Origin of the sequence: Pseudomonas sp. TH43, from assembly GCF_016650635.1 — a bacterium.
Lineage (GTDB): Bacteria > Pseudomonadota > Gammaproteobacteria > Pseudomonadales > Pseudomonadaceae > Aquipseudomonas.
Window position 1 is genome coordinate 1,739,568 of the sequence record NZ_JAEKFI010000004.1, and the last position, 26,662, is coordinate 1,766,229.

Sequence of the window (26,662 nt, forward strand, 5' to 3'; positions counted from 1 at the left end):
TGCATCAAGGATGAAATAATTATGACAAATGCGTCTTAGCATTTTTCGTAAGCCAGCTAAGTTATGTCTTCCCTATTTCATTGCCTTGTTTCCTGGAGTTTTCATGAACACCGCCGCATTGCGCGAGCAGATCCAAAAAGCCCAAAAGCATGAGAAAGACACTGGCCTGCTGACCCGCCAACTGGAAAGCAAGCTTCCTCATTTACACCCGGCGATCCAGTTGCCGGAAGCCGACGCCCAAGGTGTGCTGACGCGTTTTGTCGCCGCCTATATCGATGAAGTGCCAGACCTGCTGGACGCAGCCAATGAAGTCGCCAGGGAAGCGGGAATCGAATCGCAGATCAAACCGGTGCTGAAAATCGCCGAGCAGTATTTCCTCCAGCCGCCGGCGATCATGGCCGGGCACGTTGGCCTGGACAGCCTGCTGGACGAAGCTTATCTGGCGCACCGTTTTGTCGAAGAGGTCAACGACCTGTACATCAAGCATTTCGGCCAGCCACTGATCCCCTTGGACATGACGGTCGCCAATCTGATTGCTCACCAATTGATCGGTGAGGAATTTGCCAACCAACTGGACGAAGCGGTGCATCACGCCATCGACGAGATGCTCAACGACGAAAGTTTTGCGCTGGAATCGGTAGAAGCCTACCGCGACAAACTCAGCAGCCCGGACACCGGCGCCGCGTGGAAACGCTGGCCGTGCATGGGCCGCCGACTGGGTGTGGGTCTGGAGCTGGACCAGCCTGCTGCGTAATTTTTCATACCCCATAGATCCAATGTGGGAGCGAGCCTGCTCGCGAATGCGGTCGATCATTCAACATCGCTGTTGGCTGATTTACCGCTTTCGCGAGCAGGCTCGCTCCCACAGGGGGGGTGTTAAAAATGGGATAGTTAACCAGCCGCACCTATGCCGGTGTTGGTGCGAACCCGCCCTTCAAGCCTGCGCTTCAACCCGCGCGACTCGATCAACAGCTTCGAGCCCTTGGCCGCATTCGCCCGGCCCCACTCTTCCAGCAACTCCAGACACGAATGGTCGATGTAGCTCAGGTTATTGAGCGGCACATGCACCGTCGCGCCTGCCGGAATGGTGTTCAGCACCTGGGTCAACGCCGGCACCTTGAGAAAGGTCGCTGCACCGAGCAGACGCAACTCCATCTCGCCGTCCTTCGGCAGATCGATCAGGCTGATCTTCAGTCGTGAAGCCTTGAACGCCAATTTCACCAGGGTCAGACCGAAGCCGATCAACACACCGGTCAGCAGATCCGTGAAGACGATTGCCAGCGCCGTTGCCGCGTAGGTGAACATCGGCATGCGTCCGTAGCGGCTCAAACCACGGAAGGCTTTCAGGTCGACCAGTTTGAAACCGGTATAAACCAACACGCCCGCCAGACTCGCCACCGGAATGCTTTGCAGCACGCTCGACAGCAACAGCACGAACGCCAGCAGCCACAGACCATGGAAGATCGTCGAGTAACGGGTGGTGGCACCGGCCTGAACGTTGGCCGAACTGCGCACGATCACCCCGGTCATCGGCAGCGCGCCGACCAGACCGCAGAGCATGTTGCCAACCCCTTGCGCCGACAGTTCGCGGTCGAAGTCCGAGCGTACGCCGTTGTGCATGCGATCCACCGCGGCTGCGGACAACAGGGTTTCCGCGCTGGCGATAAACGCCACAGCGAAGGCGGCAATCAGCAACGTCGGATCGGCCAGGCTGAGCAGATCGGCCGGTTTCAGCCAATCGATGGCTTCCGCGAGGTTCGCCGGTACTTCAACCCGTTTCACTTGCAAGGCCAGCAGCAGACTGGCACCTGTCGCCAGACCGACGCCGAGCAATGCACCGGGAACGAAGCGCAACGAATGCGGGCGAAATTTCTCCCACAGCCACATCACCGCAATCGTCGAAAGTCCGAGCAGCCCGGCCTGCCAGCCAAACGACGGCAAGGCTTGCGCCACTGCGCCGGGGAATGCCGTGAGGTTATCCAGACCGGAGGGTTTCGGCGCGGCGTCGAGCATCACATGCACCTGTGACAGCACGATCAACACGCCGATCCCCGCCAGCATCCCATACACCACCGCTGGCGCCGTAACCCGGAACCAGCAGCCAAGCTTCAAGCGCCCGGCGACCAGTTGCAGGAAACCGGCAAGCAACAGAATCGGCCCGAGCATCTCGATGCCGTGCTGGCGCACCAGCTCGAACACGAGCACCGCCAAACCCGCCGCCGGCCCGCTGACCTGCAACGGCGAACCCGCCAGCCAACCGACCACCAGACCGCCGATGATCCCGGTGATCAAGCCTTTTGCCGGTGGCAACCCTGACGCAATCGCAATGCCCATGCACAGCGGCAGGGCGACCAGAAACACAACCACTGAAGCGAGCAACTCCCGTGGCAACACCGCTTTCAATTGAGCAGCACGCATGGTGATTCTCCCGAAGTTTTCTTCAGGCATGGCGAGGCCGGGTCGCTGAATCAGCGACCGGCGTCAAACCACACAGATGTTTAGGAGGTTTTAGAAGCGCGCTTTGGGCGTCGCCACCGGAATCGGATGGCTGCCATCGAGCGGCAGGAAACGTCCGTGATCCGCGTCGTAAGCTTTGATTTCACTGGTTTCGATGTTGTAGACCCAGCCATGGATGAACAGATGACCGTTCGCCATGCGTGAGGCTACCGAAGGATGGGTACGCAAGTGCTGCAATTGGGCGATGACGTTTTCCTCGGTGAGGACCGGCATGCTCTCTTTTTCGTCGGCGCAGTTACAGTTTTCATGCACCATGGTTTTTGCCACTTCGGCGTGACGCAACCAGGCTTTGACCGTCGGCATTTTTTCCAGGCTGTCCGGGTTGAGCACCGCGCGCATGGCGCCGCAATCGGAGTGGCCGCAGATGATTATGTGTTGCACGCCGAGCGCCAGTACCGCGTATTCGATGGCGGTGGAAACGCCACCGTTCATCTGGCCGTAAGGCGGTACTACGTTGCCGACGTTACGGGTTACGAACAAATCGCCGGGGGAGCTTTGGGTGATCAGTTCGGGGACGATACGCGAGTCGGCGCAAGTGATGAACATCGCCTTCGGCGACTGGGCCGTGGCGAGTTTCTTGAAGAGTTCTTCCTGCTGCGGGAAGACCTCATGATGAAAATGCAAAAAGCCGTCAACGATCTGTCGCAGCGCTGCATCGGCGGAGTCCGCCACAGGGACGGCTTGCGCCGACGCAGCTATCGGCTGTTTATCCTTGTCACTCATGATTCATCCTCATAGGCGGATTAGGGGAGTCGTTCCCATGTATTCCGGTGTGAAGCCAGTGGCTGTTTAAAACATCCGGGTCATCCCGACCCGTCAGTCACTCGATGAACAAGGTAGCCGCCGAAACTTAACTCAAACTGAATCAAACGCTCTAGAACGTGTGTTCCAGGTCACAAAAAATGTGACTGGGTAATTTCGGCGGAAGGATTCCAACCCCTCAACCATAGGCTAATTGTCGCTAAATCAGCGACATCTGGCGACCCGGCGGACAAAAGGCTGTGCAATCGAGGTTGTAGCCTTCGCGATGATTGAGCCCAAGACGTTTGATGGCTTTGGCAAACCGCTGCGCGAGCAGATCGGCAAACGGCCCTTCGCCACGCATGCGGGCGCCAAAACGGTTGTCGTAGAGCTCGCCGCCACGGCTCTGGCGGATCAGGCTCAGCACATGCGCAGCCCTTTGCGGATAGTGCGCGGCCAGCCATTCCTCGAACAGCGGCGCCACTTCCAGCGGCAGGCGCAACATCATGTACGCGGCATTTTGCGCACCAGCCGCGTGAGCCTCGGTGAGCAGGATTTCGATTTCGCTGTCGTTGATCATCGGAATCATCGGCGAACACAGCACGCCGACCGGAATCCCCGCCTCGCGCATCACCCGAATAGCACGCAATCGCGCCTTGGGAGCCGCCGCGCGAGGTTCGAGGATGCGTTTGAGTTCGTCGTCCAGCGTAGTCAGGCTGATCATCACCGCCACCAGCCGTTGCTGCGCCAACTCGGTGAGCAGGTCAAGGTCGCGCAGAATCAGCGAGCCTTTGGTGATGATGGTCACCGGATGGCGATAACGCAGCAGCACTTCGAGGGTCTGCCGGGTGATTTTGTGTTCGCGCTCGATCGGCTGATACGGATCGGTGTTGGAGCCCAGATTGATCGGCGCGCACTGATAGCCTTTTTTCCCGAGCTGTTCTTCCAGCACCTGGGCGGCGTTGGTCTTGGCGATCAGCCTGGTTTCAAAATCCAGCCCCGGCGACATGTCCCAATAGGCGTGGCTGGGCCGCGCGTAGCAATAGATGCAGCCATGCTCGCAACCGCGATAAGGATTGATCGAGCGATCAAAGGGCAGGTCCGGCGAAGTGTTGCGGGTGATGATGGTTTTCGCGGTTTCGATCATCACCTCGGTGTTTTGCGTCTCGGGCACTTCCTGATACCAGCCGTCGTCCTCGGCCACCGAACGGCTTGGCGCGAAGCGATTGTGCGGGTTAGTCGCGGTGCCACGACCGCGTGGGGGCAGGGCGATGGACATCAGTCGAATCCTTTTTCTGTATATCCATACAGTAATCGCTTTGGGCGGTTTTTGACCACTACCGTTTGGCTGCCCGGCTAATAAATCACGGTTCGAATCCACATTTTAATTGCCAGGAATGAGTAAGTTGTTATGTGCAAACTAGCGAAACAACTATCGGCTGGTTATTCAGGTCTTGAGTTTGTAGTCTTTCGTTGTGTACCTAACTTATTAAATAAAAGGATTTAACTGTGTCATTTTTCAATGATCGTGGTGTCTTTCTGCAACTTATGCAACCCGGCCAGTCGGAGCCCAATACTCTGGTGTCCCTGCAACTAGCCCGCAAGGAACTGGCGTGGGACGCGCAAACCTCCACCCATAGCGAATTGCTGGTTGATTCGATCATGGTCACCGCGACCTCTAAAGACGGGGGCAAGATCTTTACTGTTGGTCGTCTCAATCAAGACGTGGATCGCGACGGTGTGATTGGTGAAGACGACAAAGCCAAACTGGCGGCACTGGCCAAAGCCTATGCAAGTATTATCAATCCTTAAATAACCAGAAGCGCTGAGCGGCGCCTACACAAACATGCAGTAAATCCCTACTTCAAAAATGGCTTGAGGGATTTACTGCCTGACGAAATTTGTGAGCCATTCAGCAATTCTGAATTGGACTATCGATTCACTTGGCAAAGTTTCTCATTGACACAAACGATGTCACGATTCTTGCGAGAATCCATTTGTCATTTGCATCGGAGTCACCATCCCCATCAGCATCAAGCTCGAATTTGCCATTACCTTGTGAAGGCTCCAAGACTTTGTAGGAGCCAGTGTCGTTGAGTTTCAGAGTGACGATAGCATCAGGCTGAGACAAGTCTGTGTTTGAGGTATTAAAGAAATTTACAGTAACTTCAGCGGGTTTTTCTTCATGCGCTTTTCGCTCAGCCGAGATCAGAATAAAGCTGTATAGACGGCCTCCACCTACGCTGCTCAAACCGACAAGTTTTGAAGCAAGTTCAGCTGCAACCGAGTACGTAAACGCATCATTCTCATCGACCCCGTCGTTGCCTTCGACATCGTCTACACCGTCGAGCTGCTCATACACACCTTCAGGGTTCGCGTAGGCCGTAACCACAACGTCCGGGTTGAGATTTTTTGCATATCCATTGTTGTAGCGTGAAATGATTGCCTCTTGTTGTCCGTCTGCATTCGTATCCCTGAACTCTACAGCCACTGAATAGCTCATGTGTTTTGCTCCCTGCTCGCGAAATACCAAAGAGTGGTACTGCATCAGTTCTGACGTTAAAACAGCTCGTGTATACCGTCTACTGTCAGAGTTGACAGGTGTATGCAATTACAGGGGGGGGTGATGGCGGGGAGAAAACAAAAACTGTTAAAGGGCTTCACTCTGTCATAAGCGACAGCCAAGCTGACCATTCAGAAGTTTGATCCGCTGCTACGCACTACAACTTGTGCTGTAGCAGCGGGACTTTCAGAGTCGCTATTATTTAGGTGTGGTGATTTGCCCCAGGTCATCCCCGGAAGTCGTCTGCATGTCGTTTTTTCGCAGATTGGCTACCTCGGCAGCTTTCACCGGTGCGCCTTTATTACCCCAACTGCCACGAATAAAACTCACCACATCCGCCACTTCCTGATCCGACAAGCGCCAGGCGAAACCCGGCATCGTGAAGGTCGAAGGTGCGGTGTGGGTCGCCGGCAAAGTCCCGCCCTTGAGTACGATGTGAATCAGCGAGGTCGGATCTTCCGATTGCAGCACCGGATTGCCCGCCAGCGCCGGGAACACTCGCGTGTAACCGTGGCCATCGGTACGGTGGCACGCCGCGCAGTTATCGATGTACACCGAGGCGCCGCGTTGGCTGTCGTCACCGTTCCACAAGGCTTTGGCGGCTTTCTCGTCGTACTGGTGCGGCTGGTCGGCAGGATCATTGGCCGGCAGCGATTTCAGGTAACGGGCAATCGCGGTCAGGTCGGCGTCGGTCATGTATTGCATGCTGTGGGTGACCACATCGCTCATGCCGCCGAACACCGCGCTGCGATCGCTGCGACCGGTTTTGAGGAATTGCACCAGTTGCTCCTCGCTCCAGCCGCCGAGGCCATCCTTGTGATCACCGCGCAAACTCTTGGCGATCCAGCCTTCCAGCGGCGCGCTGCCGGCGAGGAAGTTTTTGCCGTCAGTCGCGCTCAGGGATTTTTCCTGCATGGTCAGCGCACGGGGAGTGTGGCAGGCGCCGCAATGGCCGAGGCCTTCAACCAGATACGCGCCACGGTCGATCACCGGGTCGGTACTGGTCGCGGTGTAGTCCTCGACTTTCGGTGCAAACATCCAGCGCCAGCCCATCAGCGGCCAGCGCATGCTCAACGGCCACGGAATGTCGCTGGCCTTGTTCTCCTGCGCGACCGGTTCAACGCCGTGCATAAAGAACGCGTACAGCGCCTTCATGTCGGTTTCGCTGACGCGCGCGTAGGACGGATACGGCATCGCCGGGTACAACGTACTGCCGTTTTTGGCGACGCCATGCCGTACGGCCTGATCGAAGTCTTCGAAGCTGTATTCACCGACGCCGGTTTTATCCGGGGTGATGTTGGTCGAATAGATCGTGCCGATCGGGGTTTCCATCGGCAGGCCGCCGGCGAAAGGTTTGCCGCCCTTGGCGGTATGGCAGGCCACGCAGTCACCGGCGCGGGCGAGGTATTCGCCTTGTTTGATCAATGCCTGATCAACGTCGGCCGCATGGATTGAGGCACTGCCGAGAAGCGCCAGGGTCGCGATAACGAGAGTCTTCATGGTCATCGCTCCTTAAGCCTGAACCAGCGGGCCGGGGTTTTTCAGGTATTGCTCACGGATCGCCTTCGCCGACCAATAGGTCAATGCCGCGACCAGACCGGTCGGGTTGTAACCCAGGCCCTGCGGGAACGCCGACGCACCCGGCACGAAGACGTTATGCACGTCCCAGCTCTGCAAGTAGCGGTTCAGTGCGCTGGTTTTCGGGTCGGTGCCCATGATCGCGCCACCGTTGAGGTGGGTGGTCTGGTAGGCCGCGGTGTTGAAGTGGTCGCCGACTTGCTTGCCGATCACGGCAATGGCTTTCGGGCCCATGGCTTCGGCGATCTTGCCCATTTTCTCGACCATGAAGCGGTTCATCTTGATGTCGTTTTCCTGCCAGTCGAACGTCATCCGCAGCAGCGGCAAGCCGTAGGCATCGCGGTAAACCGGGTCGAGATCGAGGTAGTTGCCACGGTAGGACTGATGCGCGCCGTGGGCGTCCATCGAGACCTGATGGGTGTAGTAATCGGCGGTCGCGCGTTTCCACGCACTGCCCCAGGCCGGTGTGCCCGGCGGGTTGGAAGTGCCGGCAATCGGCCGGCTGCCGGCCTGGTTGACCCACATCGGCGAACCACCGACGAAGCCGTGTGGGCCGTGGTCGAAGTTGTCGGCGTTGAAGTCATCCAGCGCCACGCCGTTACCGCCGGCGCCGATGAAGTTGTTGGTGTGGGTGTCCTTGTCGAAGAACGCCTTGATGGTCGCCATGTTCTGGTAAGCGAAGTTACGCCCGACCACGCCTTCGCCGCTGATCGGGTCGTAGGGTTTGCCGATGCCCGAGAGCAGCATCAAACGCACGTTGTGCAACTGGAACGCGCCGAGGATCACCAGATCCGCCGGTTGCTCGATCTCGCGGCCCTGACCGTCGACGTAGGTGACGCCAGTGGCTTTGCTTTTCGTGCTGTCGAGGTTGATCCGCAGCACGTGCGCGTTGGCGCGCAGCTCGAAATTCGGCAGCGGCTTGAGCGCTGGCAGAATGTTCACGTTCGGCGAGGCTTTGGAATACATGTAGCAAACGTAACCGCTGCAGAACCCGCAGAAGTTGCACGGGCCCATTTGTGCGCCGTAAGGGTTGGTGTAGGGCCCCGAGGTGTTCGCCGAAGGCAGGTTGTAGGGTTTGTAACCGACTTCAGTCGCCGCTTTGCCGAACAGCTGTGCGGAAACGGTGTTCTTCTGCGCTTCCAGCGGGAACGGGTTGGAGCGATCGGGCGCGTAAGGATTGCCGCCCTTGCCCTGACCGACCAGTTGGCCTTTGACGGTCCATGCCTGGCCAGAGGTGCCGAAGACTTTTTCGGCGAAATCGAAGAACGGCTCCAGCTCTTCATAGCTGACGCCAAAGTCCTGGATGGTCATGTCCTTGGGGATAAAGCTTTTGCCGTAGCGCTCTTCGTAGTGGCTACGCATGCGCAACTCGATCGGGTCGACGCGAAAGTGCACGCCCGACCAGTGCAGACCGGCGCCGCCGACACCGTTGCCCGGCAGAAACGCGCCCAACTGACGGTTCGGCAGCGCGATGTCGTTGACGCTATGGCGAATGGTCACGGTCTCTTTGGAGATGTCCTGGAAGAGTTTTTTGCGCACGCTGTAGGTGAGTTCGTCGATCACCTGTGGGTAGTTGCCGTCAGGGTAGGTGTCCTGCATCGGCCCGCGCTCCAGCGCCAGCACGTTGAGCCCAGCCTCGGTCAGCTCTTTGGCCATGATTGCGCCTGTCCAGCCGAAACCGACGATCACTGCGTCGACCTTCTTCATTACTGTTGCCATGCTCACGCCCTCTCGCCGCGAATCGAAACTGCCGGGAAGGGGTATTGCTCGTTGCGTTCCACCCAGTCCATGAAATCGGCGCGGGCGCCGGGGAAGCCGATCATGGTCCAGCCGACCATGCCTTTGTTGCCACCGTGGATCGGGTCGCAGAAGAACCCTTCCTTGGTGTTTTGCAGCAGCAGGTTGAAGAAAATCTTCGCCGGAACCGCGTCGAACTGCGGTTTGCCAGCTTCTAGTTGCTTGAGCAAATCGTCTCGGGTAGCGCTGTCTTGCTCAGCAAATACTTTACCGTTGAGGGATTTTGCCCACTGATCCGTGGCGGCGATGCCGAGACGATAGATCTCTTTAGGCACCAGTTTGCTCTGCCAACCCATCTCCGGCGCGGCGTCGGCATTGAACGGGCCTTGCATGAACCACAGGGCTCCGGCGGCGTACGGGGTGTTCATCTGCCGGTCGATGTATTCCGGCACGCCCGCTTCGAGCGCGCCCGGACCCTGTGCATCGTTAGGGATCAATTGCGCGACGGCGGCATTGATGAACGCCCATTCTTCGGCGGTGAAATAGCTCGGCTGGTAGACGCTGGCGTCTGTGCGGGCCGGTTGTGCTGGGGGCGCAGGCGGTGCGGCTTCAGGCGCGGCTTGCAAGACGCTGCTGCCCAGCGCGGTACCGGCCAGAGTGACGACCGGAATCAGGGTCAGGGATTTACGCAAAAACTCACGCCGCGGATTGTCTCGATCTGCGTCAGACATGGAGGGCACCTCATCAGGCATTAGGGGTTCAGCCGTTTCTGCGAACGGCTTGAGGATTTTTCGTCGCGACGCAACCGGTCTGACCCGGAAAAGGGGGACGAGTCTGCAACATCGTGTGACAAATGGTAGCAGGCTAAGCTTCTGTATGAACCGATTCGGCGGAAAAAACCGCGGTTTTTCTTCAGCGCATGCGCTGAAACAGCTTCGATTCACATTTCTTTGACAATCGGCTCACGGGGCTTTGACCGCTGAACATCGATGCTGTGGCACCTCTCACCGATCAATCCCGACACGGTCACCCCAGCATGTCCCGAGTGCGTTTTTTCCCTGCTTTGTGTTTATCGCTTGTTGCACTATTGCACTGGATGCCCGCTCAGGCTGCGGCGGCGGCAACGGTGCGCCCGAACGAATGGGCGCAACCGGTCGAAGTGCAATACAACCTGTTCCAGATGTCGCCGACGCTCTACCGCAGCGCATTGCCCGATGGTGGGGCGGTGCCGCTGCTGAAAAATCTCAAGGTCGCGACGGTGATCAACTTCCTGCCGGAAGCCGACAGTAGCTGGTTGTCCGACTCCGGCATCAACCAGGTGCAGTTGCCTTATCGCACCAACCATGTCGACGATGCCGACGTTCTTAAGACGCTGCGTGCCATTCAGGCTGCCGAGGCCAATGGCCCGGTGCTGATGCATTGCAAACACGGTTCCGACCGCACCGGCCTGATGGCAGCGATGTATCGAGTGGTGGTGCAGGGCTGGAGCAAAGAAGACGCCTTGAGCGAAATGACCCAGGGCGGTTTTGGTGAAAGCGGCCATTTCCGCGACAGCGTGCGCTATGTGATGCAGGCCGATGTCGACAAATTGCGCACCGCGCTGGCCAATGGTGATTGCAGCACCAGCGCGTTTGCGACCTGCTCGATGAAGAGCTGGTTTCAGTCGGTCAATCTCAAGTGAGCATTTTGCTCATCTGAACCCGGCGCAGTGAGTTGAGCATTGACTGGCCGCTCAAGGAACGTGTGCAAAGCGCTCGGCAGCGACAGCGAGTCGCCCGAGAAAAACGCTTCGCGAAAGGCCCGACCGGTGCGCGGGTTGAACACACCCTCGCGCTCGAAGCGTTTAAAGGCTTCAGTCGCCAGCACGCCCGACCATTTGTAGGCGTACACCGAGGCTTCGTAACCGGTGGCCAGATAATCGAAGCTGTTGGCGAATCGGCAGTAGGTCGGCAGTTGTAACGCTGGAAACTCGTGCTGCACCTCCTCGAACACTTGCGCAATGCTGCGGCCGTCGCCGTGGCTTTTGTGCAATTCAAAATCCAGCAACGCGCCCAACAGCAACATCGCCGTGGCCCGGCTGGTCTGTGCCTCAAGCGCGGTCAGTGCGGTGTTGACCCGCTCTGTGGTCAGGCGCTCCCCGGTTTGATGGTGCGCCGCCAGCCACAGGAGAAACTCCCGCGACAGGCACCAATGCTCAAAAAACTGCCCGGTGAATTCGGCGCAGTCCCGGGCAAATTGGGAAATGCCTGACAGGTTGAAATGCGGTGAGCGCGTCAGTACCTGTTGCAGGCAATGCCCGAACTCATGGAGCAGCACCCGCAGATCGTGATGCGAAAGCAGACACGGGTGCTCCGCCGTCGGGGCGGTGAAGTGGCTGGACAGCACGGCAATCGGCGTCGACAAGCGACCTTCGGCATTGATTCGCCGATTGCGCACGGTGCCTGTCCAGGCAAAGTCCGCCGAGTGCTCGCCCGCGTATGGATCCAGATAGATGTGCCCGATCACCTGGTCGTGTTCGCTGACCTCGAACAGACGCACCTGCTCATGCCAGCGATCAAACGTGGGTTGCTCACGAATGGCGATACCGAACAGGTGTTCACTGAACCGGCATAAGCCGCGCAGCGTGTCGTCCAGCGGGAAGAAATTGCGTAAGCCCTGCAGCGCGCCATCCAGTTGCTGCACGCGTAACTGCTCGCCGAGGAAATCTTCATCCCATGCCTCAATCGTCCCGAAACCCTGCTGATCGGCGAACGTTCGCAGGGTTTGTGCCTCTTGCTCCAGCAAAGGCGTGGCCAGCGCCACTTGCTCGCGCAGGAAGGCGCTGACCTGAGTGGTGTCGGTGATCACCCGGTTGTTGAGGCGCAACTGGGCGAAGTTGTCGAAACCCAGCACTTCGGCCTTCTCTTGTCGCAACGCCAGCAGCAAGCTCAACACCGGCTCGTTATCGAACTGATTCGCCTGCGGGCCCTGATCGGAGGCGCGGGTGCTCCACGCAATAAAGTATTCCTCGCGCAAGCTGCGGTTGTGCGCGTACGTCATGATTTGCTGGCAAGTGTTCAGATCCAGTGTAAGCAGCCAGCCATCGAGCCCGGCCTCTCTGGCCTTGAGCGCCAGTTGTGCCTGGCTGTGCAGGCTCAGCCCTTCGAGCAGCGCGGCATCGGTGATGTGCCGGGTCCAAGCGGCGTTGGCGAGTTCGATCTGACTGACGAACAATTGTTCGAGCAGGCCAATGACGCGATTCAAGCGTGCAAGCTTCTCTTGTTGCGCCGCCGGCAACTCAACGCCGGACAAGCGATACGCGCGCAGGATTTTTGCCAGTGACGCTTTGCGTGAGGCATCGAAATGAGCGGCGACTGCACTGTTTTCCAAGCGTTGAAAAGTACGGAACAACGGCAGGCTCGCCGTCTTGTCAGTTCTATATTGCGCGGCGATCTGGCTGCACTGCGCGCTCGCCTGTTGCCACGCGCTATCGGCGGATTTGCTCATCGAAAGGTATTCGATCACCGCCATGGTTTCCGCCAATGCGGCATCGGCTTCATTGATGGCGAGGATCAGGTCGTCCCAGTTCGGCTGCTCGGTCTGGCTGGCGATGACGTGCTCAATGGTCTGCTGATTGTTGGTCACAATCGTTGTGATGGCCGGCAGCAGGTGTTCGGCGCGCACCGTCGACCACGGAGGGAGCGTCCAGTGTTGTAACAGCGGATTGGAATCAGGCATGGCGTCTTCCTTGAGGGATGGCTGAAACAGCCAGCCTAATCAGGAAGCGCAGGGGAAGGGCGGTACATAGTTACCACCTTTCACCGAGCAATCGGTGAAAGGTGGGTCATCCGTCAGTGTTGCTCGTCAGGCTTTTTCTTCAGCTTCGGGTTGGGGAAAAACTGCACTGCCTGCACGGTTTTGTCTGGCGCAGGTTTGTTGACAGCGCTGGTGTTAACCCGCGTGCCCAGTTCTTTCGGCACCGACAGCCCTTGCTCGTTGAGCGTGTCGGCGTAACCGCAGGCCACGCATTCACGGTGCGGCACGCTGTCTTCGTTCCACATCATCAACTTGTCCGGCTCGCTGCACGCCGGGCAGACTGCCCCGGCGATAAAGCGTTTTTTGGTAATCACAGGCCCCTCACTCATGCTGCCGCGTCCTCACTCAGACCGCTGTGGCGTAACAGTGCGTCAATCGATGGCTCACGGCCACGGAAGTCGACGAACAGCACCATCGGCGCCTGCGAACCGCCGCGCGCCAGAATCGCTTCGCGGAAAGCGCGACCGGTTTCAGCGTTGAGCACGCCGTCTTCTTCGAACTTGGAGAAGGCATCGGCCGACAATACTTCAGCCCATTTGTAGCTGTAGTAACCCGCTGCGTAACCGCCGGCAAAAATGTGCGCGAAGCTGTTCGGGAAGCGGTTATAGGCTGGCGGACGCATCACCGACACCTCGTCGCGCACGCCTTCCAGCACCTGCGCAACGCTGCGGCCGTCACCGTGAGTGGCGTGCAGTTCGAAGTCGAACAGCGAGAACTCCAGCTGACGCACCATCATCAGGCCGGACTGGAAGTTTTTCGCTGCGAGCATTTTTTCCAGCAGATCCTGGGGCAGCGGTTCGCCGCTTTCGTAGTGACCAGAGATCAGCGCGAGGCCTTCCGGTTCCCAGCACCAGTTTTCCATGAACTGGCTTGGCAGTTCGACCGCGTCCCACGCCACGCCGTTGATACCGGACACGCCGGCATGCTCAACGCGGGTCAGCAGGTGATGCAGGCCATGCCCGAATTCGTGGAACAGCGTGGTCACTTCATCGTGGGTCAGCAGCGCAGGCTTGCCGCTGTCGGCCGGGGTGAAGTTGCACACCAGATTGGCCACCGGGCTTTGCAGCACGCCCTCTACGGTGCGACGGCGGTCGCGGGCGCCGTCCATCCATGCACCGCCACGCTTGTTGGCGCGGGCATAGAGGTCGAAGAAGAAGCGGCCGACGTGCTGACCGTTTTCCTTGATTTCGAACAGGCGTACATCCGGATGCCAGGTGTCGAAGCCTTTCTGTTCGGCGATTTCGATGCCGTACAGACGTTGCACGATGGCGAACAGACCGCCCAAGACCTTGTCGATCGGGAAGTAGGCGCGCAGGGCTTCCTGGGCGACGCTGTAGCGTTGTTCACGGAGCTTTTCACCGTAGAAACCGCTGTCCCAGCTTTGCAGGTCGGCGCAACCCTGTTCGGCGGCGTAAGCGCGCAGTTGTTGCAGATCCTGTGCGGCGAAAGGTTTGCTGCGCTTGGCCAGATCGCGCAGGAAGCTCAGCACCTGATCGCTGGACTCGGCCATTTTGGTCGCCAGGCTCAGCTCGGAGAAGCTGGTGAAGCCCAAGAGTTTGGCCAGTTCCTGACGCAGGTCGAGGATCTCTTCCATCACCGGGCCGTTGTCGTTCTGGCCGGCGTTCGGGCCTTGATCCGAGGCGCGGGTGCAGTAGGCGGCGTAGACTTCTTCGCGCAGCGCACGGTCTTGCGCGTAGGTCATCACCGCGTAGTAGCTCGGGAATTCCAGGGTGATCAGCCAGCCATCGAGGCCTTTGGCCTGTGCAGCAGCGGCCATTTGCGCCTTGGCCGAATCGGTCAGGCCGGCAAGGGCGGCTTCGTCGCTGACGTGCTTGGTCCACGCCTGTGTGGCGTCGAGCAGCTGATTGGAGAAACGACTGCCCAGTTCGGACAGCTTGCTCTGCACTTCGGCGTAGCGTTTCTGCTCGGCTTCCGGCAGATCGATACCCGACAGACGGAAGTCACGCAGAGCGTGTTCCAGAATAGTCTTTTGCGCCACGTCGAAACCGCCGGCTTCGGGGCTGTTGGCCAGCGCTTCAAACGCCTGGAACAGTTCGCGGTTCTGGCCCATCTCGGTGGAGTAGGCGCTCAGGGCGGGCAGGCACGACTCGTAGGCTTCACGCAATTCGGCGCTGTTGCACACGGCGTTGAGGTGGCTGACGGGGCTCCAGGCGGCGCTGAGGCGATCATTGAGTTCGTCCATCGCCAATACCAGGCCGGCCCAGGTCGGGTTCTGCACCTGAGTCTTGAGAATTTCGGCGATGGCGGCGCGGTTGTCGGCCAGGATCGTTTCGATGGCGGGCAGGACGTGTTCGGCACGGATCGTGGAGAACGGTGGCAGGTCGTAGGACTGCAGCAGAGGGTTGTTCACGCTCACGGTTGGCACCTTGGCTGGGGAAACATGCAACCATCTTAATTACAATCGGCATTCACCGCAGCTATCGGCGACAGAGAGAGAAATTATCGTGTCCGTTCGCAAGTACCAGAATCACACCCCCAGCCTGCGCAAAGGCGCGTTTGTTGACGCCTCGGCGGTGGTGATCGGCGACGTCGAAATCGGTGAAGACAGCTCGGTCTGGCCGCTGACCGTGATCCGTGGCGACATGCACCGCATCCGCATCGGCGCGCGCACCAGCGTGCAGGACGGCTGCGTATTGCACATCACCCACGCCGGCCCGTTCAACCCGGACGGCTTCCCGCTGCTGATCGGCGATGACGTGACCATCGCTCACAAAGTCATGCTGCACGGCTGCACAGTCGGCAGCCGCGTGTTGATCGGCATGGGCAGCATCGTCATGGACGGCGCGGTGGTCGAGGATGATGTGATCATCGGCGCTGGCAGTCTGGTGCCGCCGGGCAAGCGCCTGGAAAGTGGTTTCCTCTACGTGGGCAGCCCGGTGAAACAGATTCGCCCATTAAGCGACAAGGAAAATGCCTTCTTCACCTACAGCGCCGCCAACTACGTGAAGCTCAAGGATCTGCATCTGGCCGAAGGCTACGACCAGATCTGAATCGACTGACACCTGCTTGGGAATATTCATGCATTACCAAACCGTACTGTTCGACCTCGATGGCACCCTGACCGACCCGCGTGAGGGCATCACCCGTTCCATCCAGTTCGCCCTGGCCAAACTCGGCATCGATGAGCCGGACCTGACCAAACTCGAACACTTTATCGGCCCGCCGTTGCTACAGGCATTCATGCAGTTCTACGACTTCGACGAGGCCAAGGCGTGGGACGCGGTGAATTTCTATCGCGAGCGTTTCAAAGTCACCGGCCTCTATGAAAACCGCGTGTTCGATGGTGTTACGCCGTTGCTGGAAACCCTCAGTGGTCAAGGTCGGCAGCTGTATATCGCGACGTCCAAGCCGTGGATTTTCGCCCGTGAGATTGCCCGGCATTTCGACTTCGCCCGACACTTCAAGGTGATTTACGGAAGCGAGCTGGATGGCACGCGCACCAACAAGGTTGAGTTGATTGCGCACTTGATCAAAGAAGAGGGTTTGGACCCGGCGAACACGCTGATGATCGGCGACCGCAAACATGACCTCATCGGTGCACGCAGCAATGGCCTGGATGCGGCGGCGGTGGGCTATGGGTTTGGCAGTTTTGAAGAATTGAATGCCGAAGCACCGGCTTATCACTTTGAAACACTGGACGAGTTGCATCAGGCATTTCTGCTGCGCTGATCAGTCAGTCTTCGCGGGCAAGCCTTGCTCCTACAAAAAAGCGCACCTGCGACTCATCTGTAGGAGCAAGGCTTGCCCGCGAAGAGGTCCTCAGAAACATCCCGATTAATTGTTATTCATCGATTTTTCCTCCAACGATCTAGTGTGAGTGCAGAGTTCACGATAAAGGAGGATCGCTCATGAAAAGCCCATGCCACGCCCATCGCCTGCGCCTTGGACGCTATTTCGATGAAGGACAGATTTATCTGCTGACTGCCGTAGTCCGAAACCGTCGCCCTGTTTTTTCTACCTTTCCAGCCGGCCGACTGGCCGTCAATGCGTTCCAGATAGCCGAGCATGAGCAACTGGCCAAATCATTGGCCTGGGTGGTCATGCCTGACCACTTTCATTGGCTGATTGAGCTGCAAAACTCGACGCTGCCATCGTTGATGGGGAGAACGAAATCTCGCACCACGGTTGCTTTGAATCGGTTGCTTAAGATGGAGGGCACCCTGTGGCAGTCAGGCTTTCATGACAGAGCAATCAGGCGGGAAGAGGATCTCCAAGCGGTTGCCCGATATATCGTTGCCAACCCGCTTCGTGCTGGACTGGTCAAGAAAATTGGTGACTATCCGCTGTGGGATGCCATTTGGGTGTGAACATTCAGAGGCCTCTTCGCGGGCAAGCCTTGCTCCTACAAAAAAGCGCACCTGCGACTCATCTGTAGGAGCAAGGTTTGCCCGCGAAGGAGTAGTCTCAGCCAAATGCGCAATCAGGATTCTGCCAATGCCCTGAGCGTCGCCTTGCGCTCAGACACCGGCAGTTCACCCAATTTCTCGACCTCGACATAAAACCTCTGCCAATCTCCCTCGACCTTTTTGAACAACGCCGAAAACGCCGGCACCCATTGGTCATACAGTCCAAACGGCAACAACCGCGCGTTGTTCAATGGCGCATTCACCCAGGCGTCATAGCGCTTGTCCCCGGCCCATTGGCTGTCGCGAATGGTTCGGTAATCCCGGCGAAACTGCTCGAATTCTGCCGCTTTGCGTTCGCGCATCTGTTCCACCGGCAATGGTTGGGCGTACAGCTTCTCCAACCGAGAGCGGGTATCCAGCACCAACGCAATAAACTGATCACGCTGCTGCAACCGTGAATCGGTATCTGCGGGTAATCCGCGAGACGCGTGCCACTGCCGCGTGCCTTCCTGCTCGACAAACGTGGCAAAGGACTCGTTGAACTCGGTGTCGTCCTTCACATAAAAGCGCTGATGCGCCAGTTCGTGAAAGATCAGCGTGGCCAGGCGTTCGTCGCCCCAACCCATCATGGTGTTGATGATCGGGTCATTGAACCAGCCGAGCGTCGAGTACGCCTCGACACCGCCAATCGACACGTCCATACCCTGCAAACGCTGGATCGCCGCTTCGCCGCGTGCCGCGCCTTGGCTGTAGTAACCGCGATATGCCACGCACCCGGCAATCGGAAAGCAATGGTTCTGCGGTGTCAGGGAAAACTCCTGAGTGGCGAACACATTCCACACCACGAACGGCCGGCCAATGTCGGCGTACAGGCGATAGCTCTGATTGTCCGGCAAATGCAGGTGCTCGCTGGCGAATGCGCGGGCTTTTTGCGACTGGGCCAGATGCTTGCGCAATGTCGCGTCGCGGCTCGGGTCGGCAATGACCTTTTCCACCGGCTCGCGCGCCCGCAGCAATTGCAACTGACCACTGGCCAACTGGCCGTAATAGCTGACGCTGGTGCAACCGTTGAGCAACAAAAGCAACACACCCGGAAACAAAACCCGAAAAACGCGATCAAGTAACCCATGGCTTGGAAAAGGCCTGATCAAAATAAGAAATCCCCCCGGAGAGTCTGCTCGCAAGACTATCCCGCCTAAAGGAGCACCGCTATGCGCATGTTGATGCTGACGGGAGGCCTGCTGACATTGGCCGGTTGTGCCGGATTCGGAATGCCCGATCCTGACCCTTCGCAAGCCTGGATCGATCTCGATGCACGGCAACAAGACACGGCGCTGCAAGCGCTGGAAGTCGATCGCAAGTCCGCCGTCGACAAACGCTACTTCGAGGTACAGCCCGGCAGCCATGAACTGAAGGTGCGTTATCAATTTCCGGTGGCCGCGACCAACATCGGCCCCGACGCCGAACCGCTGTGGCGCGATTGTCAGATGAACGTGAAATTCAAGGATTTCAATGCCGGCCAGCGCTATCAGTTGCAGGCCGGCAGCATCGGTTTCCGGCCGTGGGCCAAGCTCTATGACGAGCAACGCAACGTCGTTGGGCAGGGCACGCCGGCGGGCTGTCAGAAGACCTGATCGGCGTTATGCTGGATGTCCAAATCAAAGGACATCGATCATGCGCAGGTTGACGCTGTTGCTCGCTGCAAGTCTCGTTGCTGGCTGCCAGAGCCCGCTGCCGGCGGCGGATCCCGGTAAAGCCTGGGTCGACTTTGCGATGCCGGCACCCGGGGGCAAAGTGCTGATGGCCGAGCGGCTGGACAACGTGCGCCTGGAGGACGGGCGCTTTTTTCAAGTCGCGCCGGGCAGCCATGAGCTGACTGTACGCTTCGATTTCGAAATTTTCGGCGGTGGCCTGGGCATGAACACCGACCCGCAGGAGCGGTTGTGTTACATGACCTTGCGTTACGATCAATTCGAGGCCGGGCAGCGTTATCGGCTGGAGGCCCGATCATTGGCCTTCACGCCCAGCGCCCGGCTGATCAACCGCGAAGGCAAGATTGTCGCTGAAGAGCGTCAGATCAACTGCGTACCGTAAACGACTTCAGCTGTCGTTCTTCTGATAGATGATTGCTTTGGTGCCGTTCTCACAAGAACCGACAACCATTGCGATGTCATGTTTTTCGGCTTCTTCCTTGCTGACGATTTCCAGCGTGTAGGACGGCACTGCTTTAGCCTGAATCTTTACCTCGATCTCTTTTCTGAGTTCTTCGCAATCTTTGGGTGCCGCAACAACCGAGGTGGCCAATGCACTGCAGAGGATCGCCAAGCCAATACGTTTCATGAGTGAAGCTCCCTGAGGCAGCGCGCACGGGCGTGCGCTGAAGCTGCTGTCACCTATTCGACCATATTTCCACAAAACGAGTTCTGACTTCGCTCACATCTTGTGCGGCAGTGTTAACGAATTATCAGATGCCCTGAAATCCCTGTGGGAGCCTGGCTTGCCAGCGATGACGTCGGCACAGCGACCATCAATCTCGCCGTATCCACCGCAATCGCTGGCAAACCAGCTCCCACAGGCTTATGTCGCTGCTATTCAAGTGCGCCGAATCAGCTGACCAGCGTTGCTTCAAGGCTAATCTTGGCATTCAGCACCTTGGACACCGGGCACCCTTCCTTGGCCTTTTTGCTCAGCTCATCAAACTGCGCCTGCGTCGCCCCAGGGATTTTCGCCTTGAGGATCAGCTTTACCGCCGTGATCGCGAAACCGCCCTCAACCTGATCAAGGGTGACTTCTGCCTGGGTGTCGATGCTGTCGGCCTTGAGGCCCGCATCGCCGAGAATCATCGAGAACGCCATCGAGAAACAACCGGCATGCGCGGCGCCGATCAGTTCTTCCGGGTTGGTGCCCTTGCCGCCTTCGAAACGTGCCTTGAAGCCGTATGGTGCTTCTCTGAGGACACCGGTTTCGGTGGAAATCGAGCCGATGCCGGTTTTCAGGTCACCTGCCCAATGTGCGGATGCTTTCTTCACGATAGCCATGTCTGCCTCCTCAAGATCTGGCGCGGAATGCCGCGCCGACGTGGTTTTTGCTTGCAAGGCTTCTGAGGATAGATGGCGCGACAAAGTTCAGCCTGTCTGAATCGTTGACTTTTTTAGTAGGAAATTTCGACGCTGCTATTGAAACTCGGGTATATGCCCTCATTGCACAAAACACGCTTATGGATTCGGCAGGTTTTCGTTCGCAAGAAAAACCTGCCTCCTCACTTGGAGAAGCAGGTTTATGAAGCAACTCTCGGACGTAAAATTTTCTACCCTCGATCTGGTGCCGGTTCGCGAAAACGGCAGCCCGGCGCAGTCTCTGCGCAACTCGCTCGATCTGGCGCAGCATGCCGAGAAGTTCGGTTACACGCGGTTCTGGGTGGCCGAACACCACAACATGGATGGCATCGCCAGCTCGGCGACATCGGTGTTACTCGGCTATCTGGCCGGTGGTACATCGACCATTCGCGTCGGCTCGGGTGGTGTCATGCTGCCCAACCATGCGCCGCTGGTGATTGCCGAGCAGTTCGGCACCCTCGAAAGTTTGTATCCGGGGCGGATCGATCTGGGCTTGGGCCGTGCGCCCGGCTCCGACCAGATGACCGCGCGGGCCCTGCGCCGTGAACGCTCTGGCAGTGCCGATGATTTCCCTGAAGACGTTGCCGAACTGGCCCGCTTCCTTGGCCCGCGCACGCCGGATCAACGCGTGATCGCTATGCCGGGCACCGGCACCAACGTGCCGATCTGGTTGCTCGGCTCCAGTCTGTTCAGTGCGCAATTGGCCGGCGAGCGCGGTTTGCCCTACGCCTTCGCCTCGCATTTCGCACCGCGCTTCATGCATGAGGCGATTCGCGTCTATCGCAATCACTTCAAGCCGTCGGCGGTGCTCGACAAGCCGTATGTGATGCTCGGCGTGCCACTCGTGGCAGCGGATACCGATGAGCAAGCCGATTATCTGGCGACTTCCGTGTACCAGCGCATTCTTGCGCTGATGCGTGGGCAAAGTCTGGTGCAGCGCCCGCCAGTGAAAACCATGGAAGGCCTGTGGCTGCCACACGAGCGTGAGGCGGTGGGCGATTTCCTCGGTCTGGCGATGGTCGGCAGCCCGCAGAAAATCCGCGCGAAACTCGAAGTGCTGATCGAGCAAACCCAGGCCGATGAGCTGATTTTCACCAGTGATCTCTACGAACACGCCGACCGCGTGCATTCCTACGAACTGCTGGCGCAGGTGATGAAGGGCTGAAAAGCCCCTCACCCTAACCTTTTCCCGGAGGGAGAGGGGACTCATTGAGGAGTTCTCGCGCTCGACATCGACCTGAAAAATCGACTCGAACTCAGGTTTTCAACAGCCCCCGATCTGCTCCCTTTCCCCTCTACCCTTTGGGGGGCAGGGCAGGGCAGGGCTGGGGTGAGGGGGTTCGATTTCAAATCCACCAAAAATCCCAAATTCGGGACATAAAAAAGCCGACGCATTGGCGTCGGCTTTTTGCATTTCAGGCGCGATCAACCGCGCTTGTAGACGATTTCCTTGGTCTTGCCTTCGCAGGTACCGACGACTTTGCCGTCGTGGGCGCCCTTGTCGACAATCTCCAGCGAATACCCCGAAACGCCCTTGGCATCCAGCTTCGCCGCGATCTCGCTTTTCAGCTCTTCACAAGGCTTGCCGGCAGCAAACGCACCACCCGCAAGGCTCAACAAACCTACTGCCAACATGAACTTCTTCATCGGTCGCACTCCCTGGTCGGATTAAAAGAGGCGGGCATCGGGTCGTTTACCCAATGCGCTCACCCTGTAGCGCTTTGCCATTCCTATGGCACTCGGCCAGCGCGCAAGTTCAGAAGCGTAGACCAAACTCAGCTACTGGCAATGCGGAAGCCGACTTTCAGTGTCACCTGAAAGTGTGCAGCCTTACCGTCCTTGATGTGGCCACGGGTATCGACCACTTCAAACCACTCCAGGTGCTTGATGCTCTTGTTGGCCTCGGCCAGCGCGTTGTTGATGGCGTCTTCGATGCTGCTGGCGGACGAACCGACCAGCTCGACTTTCTTGTACGTGTGATGGTCACTCATGGCGATCTCCTTGGCGTGTGAAATTGAGACTAGCAGTGAATCTGCACTGTTGAATTCGGTGGCTCTGCGCAGACGAAGTTCAGATTTTCTGCACTTTCTCAAACCGTTGAAGTCCCAAACAACACACGCCACTCATCACCAATGCAGGAGAGCCACCATGGCCAACACCTCTTTACGTAAAGCCTCGTTGCAAAGCATGGAAGCCGAGATCGAGAGTCTGCTCAAATCGTTGGAAAGCTTGAAAGACGACGCTTCAGACGAGTCGCGCAAGACCCTCAAAGCGCTGAAAAGCAATGCTGAAAGCGCGCTGAAACACTCGCGTCACCTGCTCAGCGACGCCTATGAAGAAGTCAAAGTGAAAACCCGTGAGACCGGGATCGCCACGCGCGATTATGCTCAGGAACATCCGTGGACGACCGCCGGTGTGGCGGTCGGTGCGATCGGTCTGCTAGCCGCTTATCTGCTGTTCAAGCGCGGCGAGTGATCGCTCTGGTGCAGCTCATTTTTGAGCCACTGCGCCAGTTGCCGAGCGCGCCCGTCTGCGGCGCGCTTGGGTAGCCACAACGCCAGTTGCGCCGGGGTTTCACAGAAACCCCACGGCGCAACCAGGCGACCCGCTTTCAAATCCTCAGTCACCAACGGCTCCGGCGCGATGGCGACGCCAAGTCCTGCCACCGCTGCTTCCAGCAAGTAATACAAATGCTCGAATCCTTGCCCGAGCTTCAACGCCTTGGCGTCGAGGTGGTTTTGCTGTGCCCAGCTCGGCCACGCCTGTGGACGAGAAGTGGTGTGCAGCAGCGGTTCATTGAGCAGCGATGCGGCTGGCGCTGTTTGCAGGCGTTGATAGCCGCTGAACAGTGGGCTCATCACTGGGCCTATGCGTTCGGCGGCCAATTCGTAAACCTGCATGTCTGCCGGCCATGGCGGCTCGGCGAACAGTAGCAAGGCATCCAGCCCCGGACGCCGAGGATCGAGATCGCCTTCACCCGCTGAAAGGTGCAAGCGCAAATCCGGCAGGTCGGCATTCAATCGGCCCAAGCGCGGAATAAACCAGCGCGCCAGCAGACTTCCGGAGCAGCCGAGTACGAACGGCGCATCGGCGGTGCTTTGTGTCAGCTCGGCACAAACATTGCGCAAGCGGTCGAAGGCTTCGCCGCTGGCATCGCGTAAACGCACGCCGGCATCTGTGAGTTTCAAGCCGCGCCCATCCTTGACGAACAGACTTACACCCAGGTGTTCTTCGAGCACCTTGAGCTGACGACTGACCGCGCCATGGGTGACGTGCAGCTGTTCGGCGGCCTGACTGACGCTGTTCAGCCGGGCGGTGGCTTCGAATGCGCGCAAGGCGTTCAAGGGAGGAAGGTCATGGCTCATGATATCTGTGAGTTTTCCTGACAGGTTGCGGCGATCTTATCGGTTTTCAGCATAGAAGGTCAGGGGTAGAGTGGTCGTCATTGTCTTTCGACCCGAATTCACCTGGAGCGACCCATGACCCAGACTTCGAACACCTCTGATCTGCGTAACGGCCCTGACGCCAACGGCCTGTTCGGCTCGTTCGGTGGCCGCTACGTGGCTGAAACCCTGATGCCGCTGATCCTTGATCTGGCCCGCGAATATGAAACGGCCAAGGAAGATCCTGCATTCAAAGAAGAATTGGCCTACTTCCAGCGCGACTACGTCGGACGTCCGAGCCCGCTGTATTTCGCTGAACGCCTGACCGAGTTCTGCGGCGGCGCGAAGATCTACCTCAAGCGCGAAGAGCTGAACCACACCGGCGCGCACAAGATCAACAACTGCATCGGCCAGATCCTGCTGGCACGGCGCATGGGCAAGAAACGCATCATCGCTGAAACCGGCGCCGGCATGCACGGCGTGGCCACCGCCACCGTCGCTGCACGTTTCGGTCTGGATTGCGTGATCTACATGGGCACCACTGACATCGAACGTCAGCAGGCCAACGTGTTCCGCATGAAATTGCTCGGCGCTGAAGTGATTCCAGTCGTCGCCGGCACCGGCACCCTGAAAGACGCGATGAACGAAGCGCTGCGTGACTGGGTGACCAACGTCGACAGCACTTTCTACCTGATCGGCACCGTGGCCGGCCCGCATCCGTACCCCGCGATGGTGCGCGACTTTCAGGCTGTGATCGGCAAGGAAACCCGCGATCAGTTGCAAGCCCAGGAAGGTCGTCTGCCGGACAGCCTGGTGGCGTGCATCGGTGGCGGCTCAAACGCCATGGGCCTGTTTCACCCGTTCCTCGACGACAAGAGCGTCGAGATCATCGGTGTTGAAGCAGCTGGTTACGGCATCGAAACCGGCAAGCACGCCGCGAGCCTCAACGGCGGCGTTCCGGGTGTGTTGCACGGTAACCGTACTTTCCTGCTGCAGGACGACGATGGCCAGATCATCGACGCGCACTCGATTTCCGCCGGCCTCGATTACCCGGGCATCGGCCCGGAACACGCCTGGTTGCATGACATTGGCCGCGTTCAATACACCTCGGTGACCGACGACGAAGCCCTTGATGCGTTCCACAAATGCTGCCGCCTGGAAGGGATCATTCCCGCACTGGAAAGCGCCCACGCCCTGGCTGAAGTGTTCAAACGCGCACCGTCGCTGCCGAAGGATCACCTGATGGTGGTCAACCTGTCCGGCCGTGGCGACAAAGACATGCAGACCGTCATGCATCACATGGAACAGTCTAAGCAGGAGAAACACTGATGAGCCGCCTGCAAACCCGTTTTGCCGAACTCAAAGAACAAAACCGCGCCGCACTGGTGACCTTCGTCACGGCCGGTGATCCGGACTACGACACCTCGCTGGCAATTCTCAAAGGCTTGCCGGGTGCCGGCGCCGACGTGATCGAATTGGGCATGCCATTCACCGATCCAATGGCCGATGGCCCAGCGATTCAGTTGGCCAATATCCGTGCACTGGGTGCCAAGCAGAACCTGGTGAAAACCCTGCAGATGGTTCGCGAGTTCCGTGAAGGCAACAGTGACACGCCGCTGGTGCTGATGGGTTACTACAACCCGATCCACATGTATGGCGTGCCGCGCTTTATTGCCGACGCAAAAGAGGCCGGCGTTGATGGCTTGATCGTCGTCGACATGCCGCCAGAGCACAACGAAGAACTGTGCGACCCGGCGCAGGCTGCCGGCCTGGACTTCATCCGTCTGACCACGCCGACCACCGACGATGCGCGCCTGCCGAAGGTACTCAACGGCAGTTCCGGTTTTGTGTACTACGTGTCGGTTGCCGGTGTCACCGGTGCCGGCGCCGCGACGCTGGAGCATGTTGAAGAGGCGGTCACTCGTCTGCGTCGGCATACCGACTTGCCGATCAGCATCGGTTTCGGCATCCGTACGCCGGAACAAGCGGCATCCATCGCGCGTCTGGCAGACGGTGTGGTGGTGGGCTCGGCGTTGATCGATCACATCGCCAACGCGACCACGCCGGATCAGGCTATCGACGGTGTCCTGGGCCTGTGTTCGGCACTGTCCGAGGGCGTGCGTAAGGCTCGCGTCAGCTGAAGGTAAAGTTCCTGATACAGAGGAATTAGCGCCTCGCGGCACAGACTAATCCAGCAAGACCGAGGGATTCAGAACCACGTTCTGAATCCCTTTTTGCTGTCAGTGCAGTGAGGAAAGACCCGATGAAAATGCCGAAACGTCTGATTGCCGGACTGGGCGTGCTGATGATCAGTGCGACACCGTTGCTGGCCAGCGCCGATCAGCGCGGTGATTACGACCACGGCGGCCCGCCGCAGGGCCATTACGATAACCGCGGTGACAATCACGGTGACGACCACCGTGGCCCGCAAAACGACCACCGTGGCGGCCCGCCGCCGCGCGATTTTGGCCCTGTGCGCCAGACGATCCGCGACAACCACGGCTACTTCGTGCGCGGTGCGCCGCCACCACCGGGCATTCATCTGGAACGTGGCCGGCCATTGCCGCACGGCTATTACGGTGAGCGCCTGGATGGTCGCGCGTTAGGTCGTTTGCCGGTTTATCCGGGTTACGAATGGCGCCGGGCTGGCGGCGACATTGTGCTGATCGCGGTGGGCACCGGGATCGTTTACGAAATCCTCGATGGCGTCCTCAATTGATCTGACACACATCACCTGTGGCGAGGGGATTTATCCCCGTTCGGCTGCGCAGCAGTCGCAATTCAGCGGACTCGGTTTATCTGATTGACCGGGTTCGCTGATTTTGGGGCCGCTTCGCGACCCAACGGGGATAAATCCCCTCGCCA

General features: G+C 58.6%; 29 protein-coding genes and 1 pseudogene. 13 read left to right on the forward strand and 17 right to left on the reverse strand.

The genetic code is table 11. From position 1 onward, the window contains the following. Nucleotides 1-103: 103 nt before the first annotated feature. Complete coding sequence (locus JFT81_RS24335; RefSeq protein ID WP_201229617.1) at nucleotides 104-754, forward strand: hypothetical protein; 651 nt, start codon at nucleotides 104-106, stop codon at nucleotides 752-754. Nucleotides 755-779: 25 nt separating this feature from the next. Here the strand turns inward: JFT81_RS24335 and JFT81_RS29510 are convergent. From JFT81_RS29510 to JFT81_RS24350, 4 genes and pseudogenes are all read right to left on the reverse strand, one after another. Further along, nucleotides 780-905: pseudogene (locus JFT81_RS29510) on the reverse strand (metal ABC transporter ATP-binding protein); the annotation flags it as partial. Continuing rightward, a complete protein-coding gene (locus tag JFT81_RS24340; protein ID WP_201229619.1) occupies nucleotides 892-2,418 on the reverse strand; it encodes a SulP family inorganic anion transporter in 1,527 nt (508 codons plus the stop codon). The pseudogene JFT81_RS29510 and the gene JFT81_RS24340, both read right to left, overlap by 14 nt. Before the next feature lie 90 nt (nucleotides 2,419-2,508). Continuing rightward, complete coding sequence (locus JFT81_RS24345; protein WP_201229621.1) at nucleotides 2,509-3,240, reverse strand: carbonic anhydrase; 732 nt, start codon at nucleotides 3,238-3,240, stop codon at nucleotides 2,509-2,511. Between the two features lie 238 nt (nucleotides 3,241-3,478). Further along, on the reverse strand, nucleotides 3,479-4,537 hold the full coding sequence (locus tag JFT81_RS24350) for a PA0069 family radical SAM protein (RefSeq protein ID WP_201229623.1): 1,059 nt from the start codon (nucleotides 4,535-4,537) through the stop codon (nucleotides 3,479-3,481). Nucleotides 4,538-4,767: 230 nt separating this feature from the next. On the opposite strand from JFT81_RS24350, the gene JFT81_RS24355 reads away from it, so the two are divergent. Next, nucleotides 4,768-5,070, forward strand: a complete 303-nt coding sequence (locus JFT81_RS24355) for a hypothetical protein (protein ID WP_201229625.1) — start codon at nucleotides 4,768-4,770, stop codon at nucleotides 5,068-5,070. A gap of 127 nt (nucleotides 5,071-5,197) precedes the next feature. On the opposite strand, the gene JFT81_RS24360 is transcribed toward JFT81_RS24355, so the two are convergent. The 4 genes from JFT81_RS24360 to JFT81_RS24375 form a co-directional block, all read right to left on the reverse strand. After that, entirely contained in the window at nucleotides 5,198-5,761 is a 564-nt protein-coding gene (locus tag JFT81_RS24360; RefSeq protein WP_201229627.1) for a hypothetical protein, read from the reverse strand. Nucleotides 5,762-6,019: 258 nt separating this feature from the next. Next, nucleotides 6,020-7,321 carry a cytochrome c gene (locus JFT81_RS24365; protein ID WP_201229629.1) on the reverse strand — a complete coding sequence of 434 codons (1,302 nt, stop codon included), beginning with the start codon at nucleotides 7,319-7,321 and terminating at the stop codon, nucleotides 6,020-6,022. 12 nt (nucleotides 7,322-7,333) lie between these two features. Next, entirely contained in the window at nucleotides 7,334-9,118 is a 1,785-nt protein-coding gene (locus tag JFT81_RS24370; RefSeq protein ID WP_201229631.1) for a GMC family oxidoreductase, read from the reverse strand. Nucleotides 9,119-9,120: 2 nt separating this feature from the next. Continuing rightward, nucleotides 9,121-9,867 carry a gluconate 2-dehydrogenase subunit 3 family protein gene (locus JFT81_RS24375; protein WP_201229633.1) on the reverse strand — a complete coding sequence of 249 codons (747 nt, stop codon included), beginning with the start codon at nucleotides 9,865-9,867 and terminating at the stop codon, nucleotides 9,121-9,123. Nucleotides 9,868-10,172: 305 nt separating this feature from the next. On the opposite strand from JFT81_RS24375, the gene JFT81_RS24380 reads away from it, so the two are divergent. Next, on the forward strand, nucleotides 10,173-10,817 hold the full coding sequence (locus tag JFT81_RS24380; RefSeq protein ID WP_201229634.1) for a dual specificity protein phosphatase family protein: 645 nt from the start codon (nucleotides 10,173-10,175) through the stop codon (nucleotides 10,815-10,817). Here the strand turns inward: JFT81_RS24380 and JFT81_RS24385 are convergent. The 3 genes from JFT81_RS24385 to prlC form a co-directional block, all read right to left on the reverse strand. Beyond that, nucleotides 10,796-12,853 (reverse strand): M3 family metallopeptidase, encoded by a 2,058-nt coding sequence (locus tag JFT81_RS24385; protein WP_201229635.1) that lies wholly within the window; start codon nucleotides 12,851-12,853, stop codon nucleotides 10,796-10,798. The genes JFT81_RS24380 and JFT81_RS24385 overlap by 22 nt on opposite strands. A gap of 113 nt (nucleotides 12,854-12,966) precedes the next feature. Then, nucleotides 12,967-13,260, reverse strand: a complete 294-nt coding sequence (locus JFT81_RS24390) for a YheV family putative zinc ribbon protein (protein ID WP_201229636.1) — start codon at nucleotides 13,258-13,260, stop codon at nucleotides 12,967-12,969. Then, nucleotides 13,257-15,308 (reverse strand): oligopeptidase A, encoded by a 2,052-nt coding sequence (gene prlC / locus JFT81_RS24395; RefSeq protein WP_201229637.1) that lies wholly within the window; start codon nucleotides 15,306-15,308, stop codon nucleotides 13,257-13,259. Before prlC ends, JFT81_RS24390 begins: the two co-directional genes overlap by 4 nt. An 88-nt stretch (nucleotides 15,309-15,396) precedes the next feature. On the opposite strand from prlC, the gene JFT81_RS24400 reads away from it, so the two are divergent. From JFT81_RS24400 to JFT81_RS24410, 3 genes are all read left to right on the forward strand, one after another. After that, nucleotides 15,397-15,942: a gamma carbonic anhydrase family protein gene (locus tag JFT81_RS24400; protein ID WP_201229638.1), complete on the forward strand. Its 546-nt coding sequence runs from the start codon at nucleotides 15,397-15,399 to the stop codon at nucleotides 15,940-15,942. A 28-nt stretch (nucleotides 15,943-15,970) separates the two neighbouring features. After that, a complete protein-coding gene (locus JFT81_RS24405; RefSeq protein WP_201229640.1) occupies nucleotides 15,971-16,621 on the forward strand; it encodes an HAD family hydrolase in 651 nt (216 codons plus the stop codon). A gap of 179 nt (nucleotides 16,622-16,800) precedes the next feature. Continuing rightward, nucleotides 16,801-17,259, forward strand: coding sequence for a transposase (locus JFT81_RS24410; protein ID WP_201229642.1), 459 nt, complete (start codon nucleotides 16,801-16,803; stop codon nucleotides 17,257-17,259). A gap of 113 nt (nucleotides 17,260-17,372) precedes the next feature. Here JFT81_RS24410 and JFT81_RS24415 read toward each other — a convergent pair whose 3' ends face one another. Continuing rightward, nucleotides 17,373-18,449 (reverse strand): aminopeptidase, encoded by a 1,077-nt coding sequence (locus JFT81_RS24415; RefSeq protein WP_201229643.1) that lies wholly within the window; start codon nucleotides 18,447-18,449, stop codon nucleotides 17,373-17,375. Nucleotides 18,450-18,509: 60 nt separating this feature from the next. Here JFT81_RS24415 and JFT81_RS24420 point away from each other — a divergent pair, with 60 nt between their 5' ends. Beyond that, a complete protein-coding gene (locus tag JFT81_RS24420) occupies nucleotides 18,510-18,932 on the forward strand; it encodes a hypothetical protein (RefSeq protein ID WP_201229644.1) in 423 nt (140 codons plus the stop codon). Nucleotides 18,933-18,972: 40 nt separating this feature from the next. After that, nucleotides 18,973-19,392: a hypothetical protein gene (locus tag JFT81_RS24425; RefSeq protein ID WP_201229645.1), complete on the forward strand. Its 420-nt coding sequence runs from the start codon at nucleotides 18,973-18,975 to the stop codon at nucleotides 19,390-19,392. Between the two features lie 6 nt (nucleotides 19,393-19,398). Here the strand turns inward: JFT81_RS24425 and JFT81_RS24430 are convergent, their stop codons facing one another. Both JFT81_RS24430 and JFT81_RS24435 read right to left on the reverse strand, forming a co-directional pair. Then, entirely contained in the window at nucleotides 19,399-19,638 is a 240-nt protein-coding gene (locus JFT81_RS24430) for a DUF1161 domain-containing protein (protein WP_201229647.1), read from the reverse strand. A 266-nt stretch (nucleotides 19,639-19,904) separates the two neighbouring features. Continuing rightward, nucleotides 19,905-20,336 carry an OsmC family protein gene (locus JFT81_RS24435; protein ID WP_201229648.1) on the reverse strand — a complete coding sequence of 144 codons (432 nt, stop codon included), beginning with the start codon at nucleotides 20,334-20,336 and terminating at the stop codon, nucleotides 19,905-19,907. Nucleotides 20,337-20,577: 241 nt separating this feature from the next. Here JFT81_RS24435 and JFT81_RS24440 point away from each other — a divergent pair, with 241 nt between their 5' ends. After that, nucleotides 20,578-21,579 (forward strand): LLM class flavin-dependent oxidoreductase, encoded by a 1,002-nt coding sequence (locus JFT81_RS24440; RefSeq protein ID WP_201147185.1) that lies wholly within the window; start codon nucleotides 20,578-20,580, stop codon nucleotides 21,577-21,579. A gap of 260 nt (nucleotides 21,580-21,839) precedes the next feature. On the opposite strand, the gene JFT81_RS24445 is transcribed toward JFT81_RS24440, so the two are convergent. Together JFT81_RS24445 and JFT81_RS24450 are read right to left on the reverse strand one after the other, a co-directional pair. Beyond that, nucleotides 21,840-22,061: a DUF1161 domain-containing protein gene (locus JFT81_RS24445; RefSeq protein ID WP_201229649.1), complete on the reverse strand. Its 222-nt coding sequence runs from the start codon at nucleotides 22,059-22,061 to the stop codon at nucleotides 21,840-21,842. A 128-nt stretch (nucleotides 22,062-22,189) separates the two neighbouring features. Beyond that, nucleotides 22,190-22,405 (reverse strand): dodecin, encoded by a 216-nt coding sequence (locus tag JFT81_RS24450; RefSeq protein ID WP_007911688.1) that lies wholly within the window; start codon nucleotides 22,403-22,405, stop codon nucleotides 22,190-22,192. A gap of 157 nt (nucleotides 22,406-22,562) precedes the next feature. Here JFT81_RS24450 and JFT81_RS24455 point away from each other — a divergent pair, with 157 nt between their 5' ends. Beyond that, nucleotides 22,563-22,889: a DUF883 family protein gene (locus tag JFT81_RS24455; protein WP_007911686.1), complete on the forward strand. Its 327-nt coding sequence runs from the start codon at nucleotides 22,563-22,565 to the stop codon at nucleotides 22,887-22,889. Here JFT81_RS24455 and JFT81_RS24460 read toward each other — a convergent pair. After that, the gene (locus JFT81_RS24460; protein WP_201229650.1) at nucleotides 22,862-23,779 is read right to left on the reverse strand and encodes a LysR family transcriptional regulator; all 918 of its coding nucleotides are present in this window, start codon (nucleotides 23,777-23,779) and stop codon (nucleotides 22,862-22,864) included. The two genes, JFT81_RS24455 and JFT81_RS24460, sit on opposite strands and share 28 nt — an antisense overlap. Nucleotides 23,780-23,893: 114 nt before the next feature. Here JFT81_RS24460 and trpB point away from each other — a divergent pair, with 114 nt between their 5' ends. The 3 genes from trpB (at nucleotide 23,894) to JFT81_RS24475 (ending at nucleotide 26,516) form a co-directional block, all read left to right on the forward strand. Beyond that, on the forward strand, nucleotides 23,894-25,126 hold the full coding sequence (gene trpB / locus JFT81_RS24465; protein ID WP_201147183.1) for a tryptophan synthase subunit beta: 1,233 nt from the start codon (nucleotides 23,894-23,896) through the stop codon (nucleotides 25,124-25,126). Beyond that, the gene (trpA, locus tag JFT81_RS24470) at nucleotides 25,126-25,938 is read left to right on the forward strand and encodes a tryptophan synthase subunit alpha (protein WP_201229651.1); all 813 of its coding nucleotides are present in this window, start codon (nucleotides 25,126-25,128) and stop codon (nucleotides 25,936-25,938) included. Before trpB ends, trpA begins: the two co-directional genes overlap by 1 nt. A gap of 122 nt (nucleotides 25,939-26,060) precedes the next feature. Further along, nucleotides 26,061-26,516 carry an anti-virulence regulator CigR family protein gene (locus JFT81_RS24475; RefSeq protein WP_201229658.1) on the forward strand — a complete coding sequence of 152 codons (456 nt, stop codon included), beginning with the start codon at nucleotides 26,061-26,063 and terminating at the stop codon, nucleotides 26,514-26,516. Nucleotides 26,517-26,662: the final 146 nt, after the last annotated feature.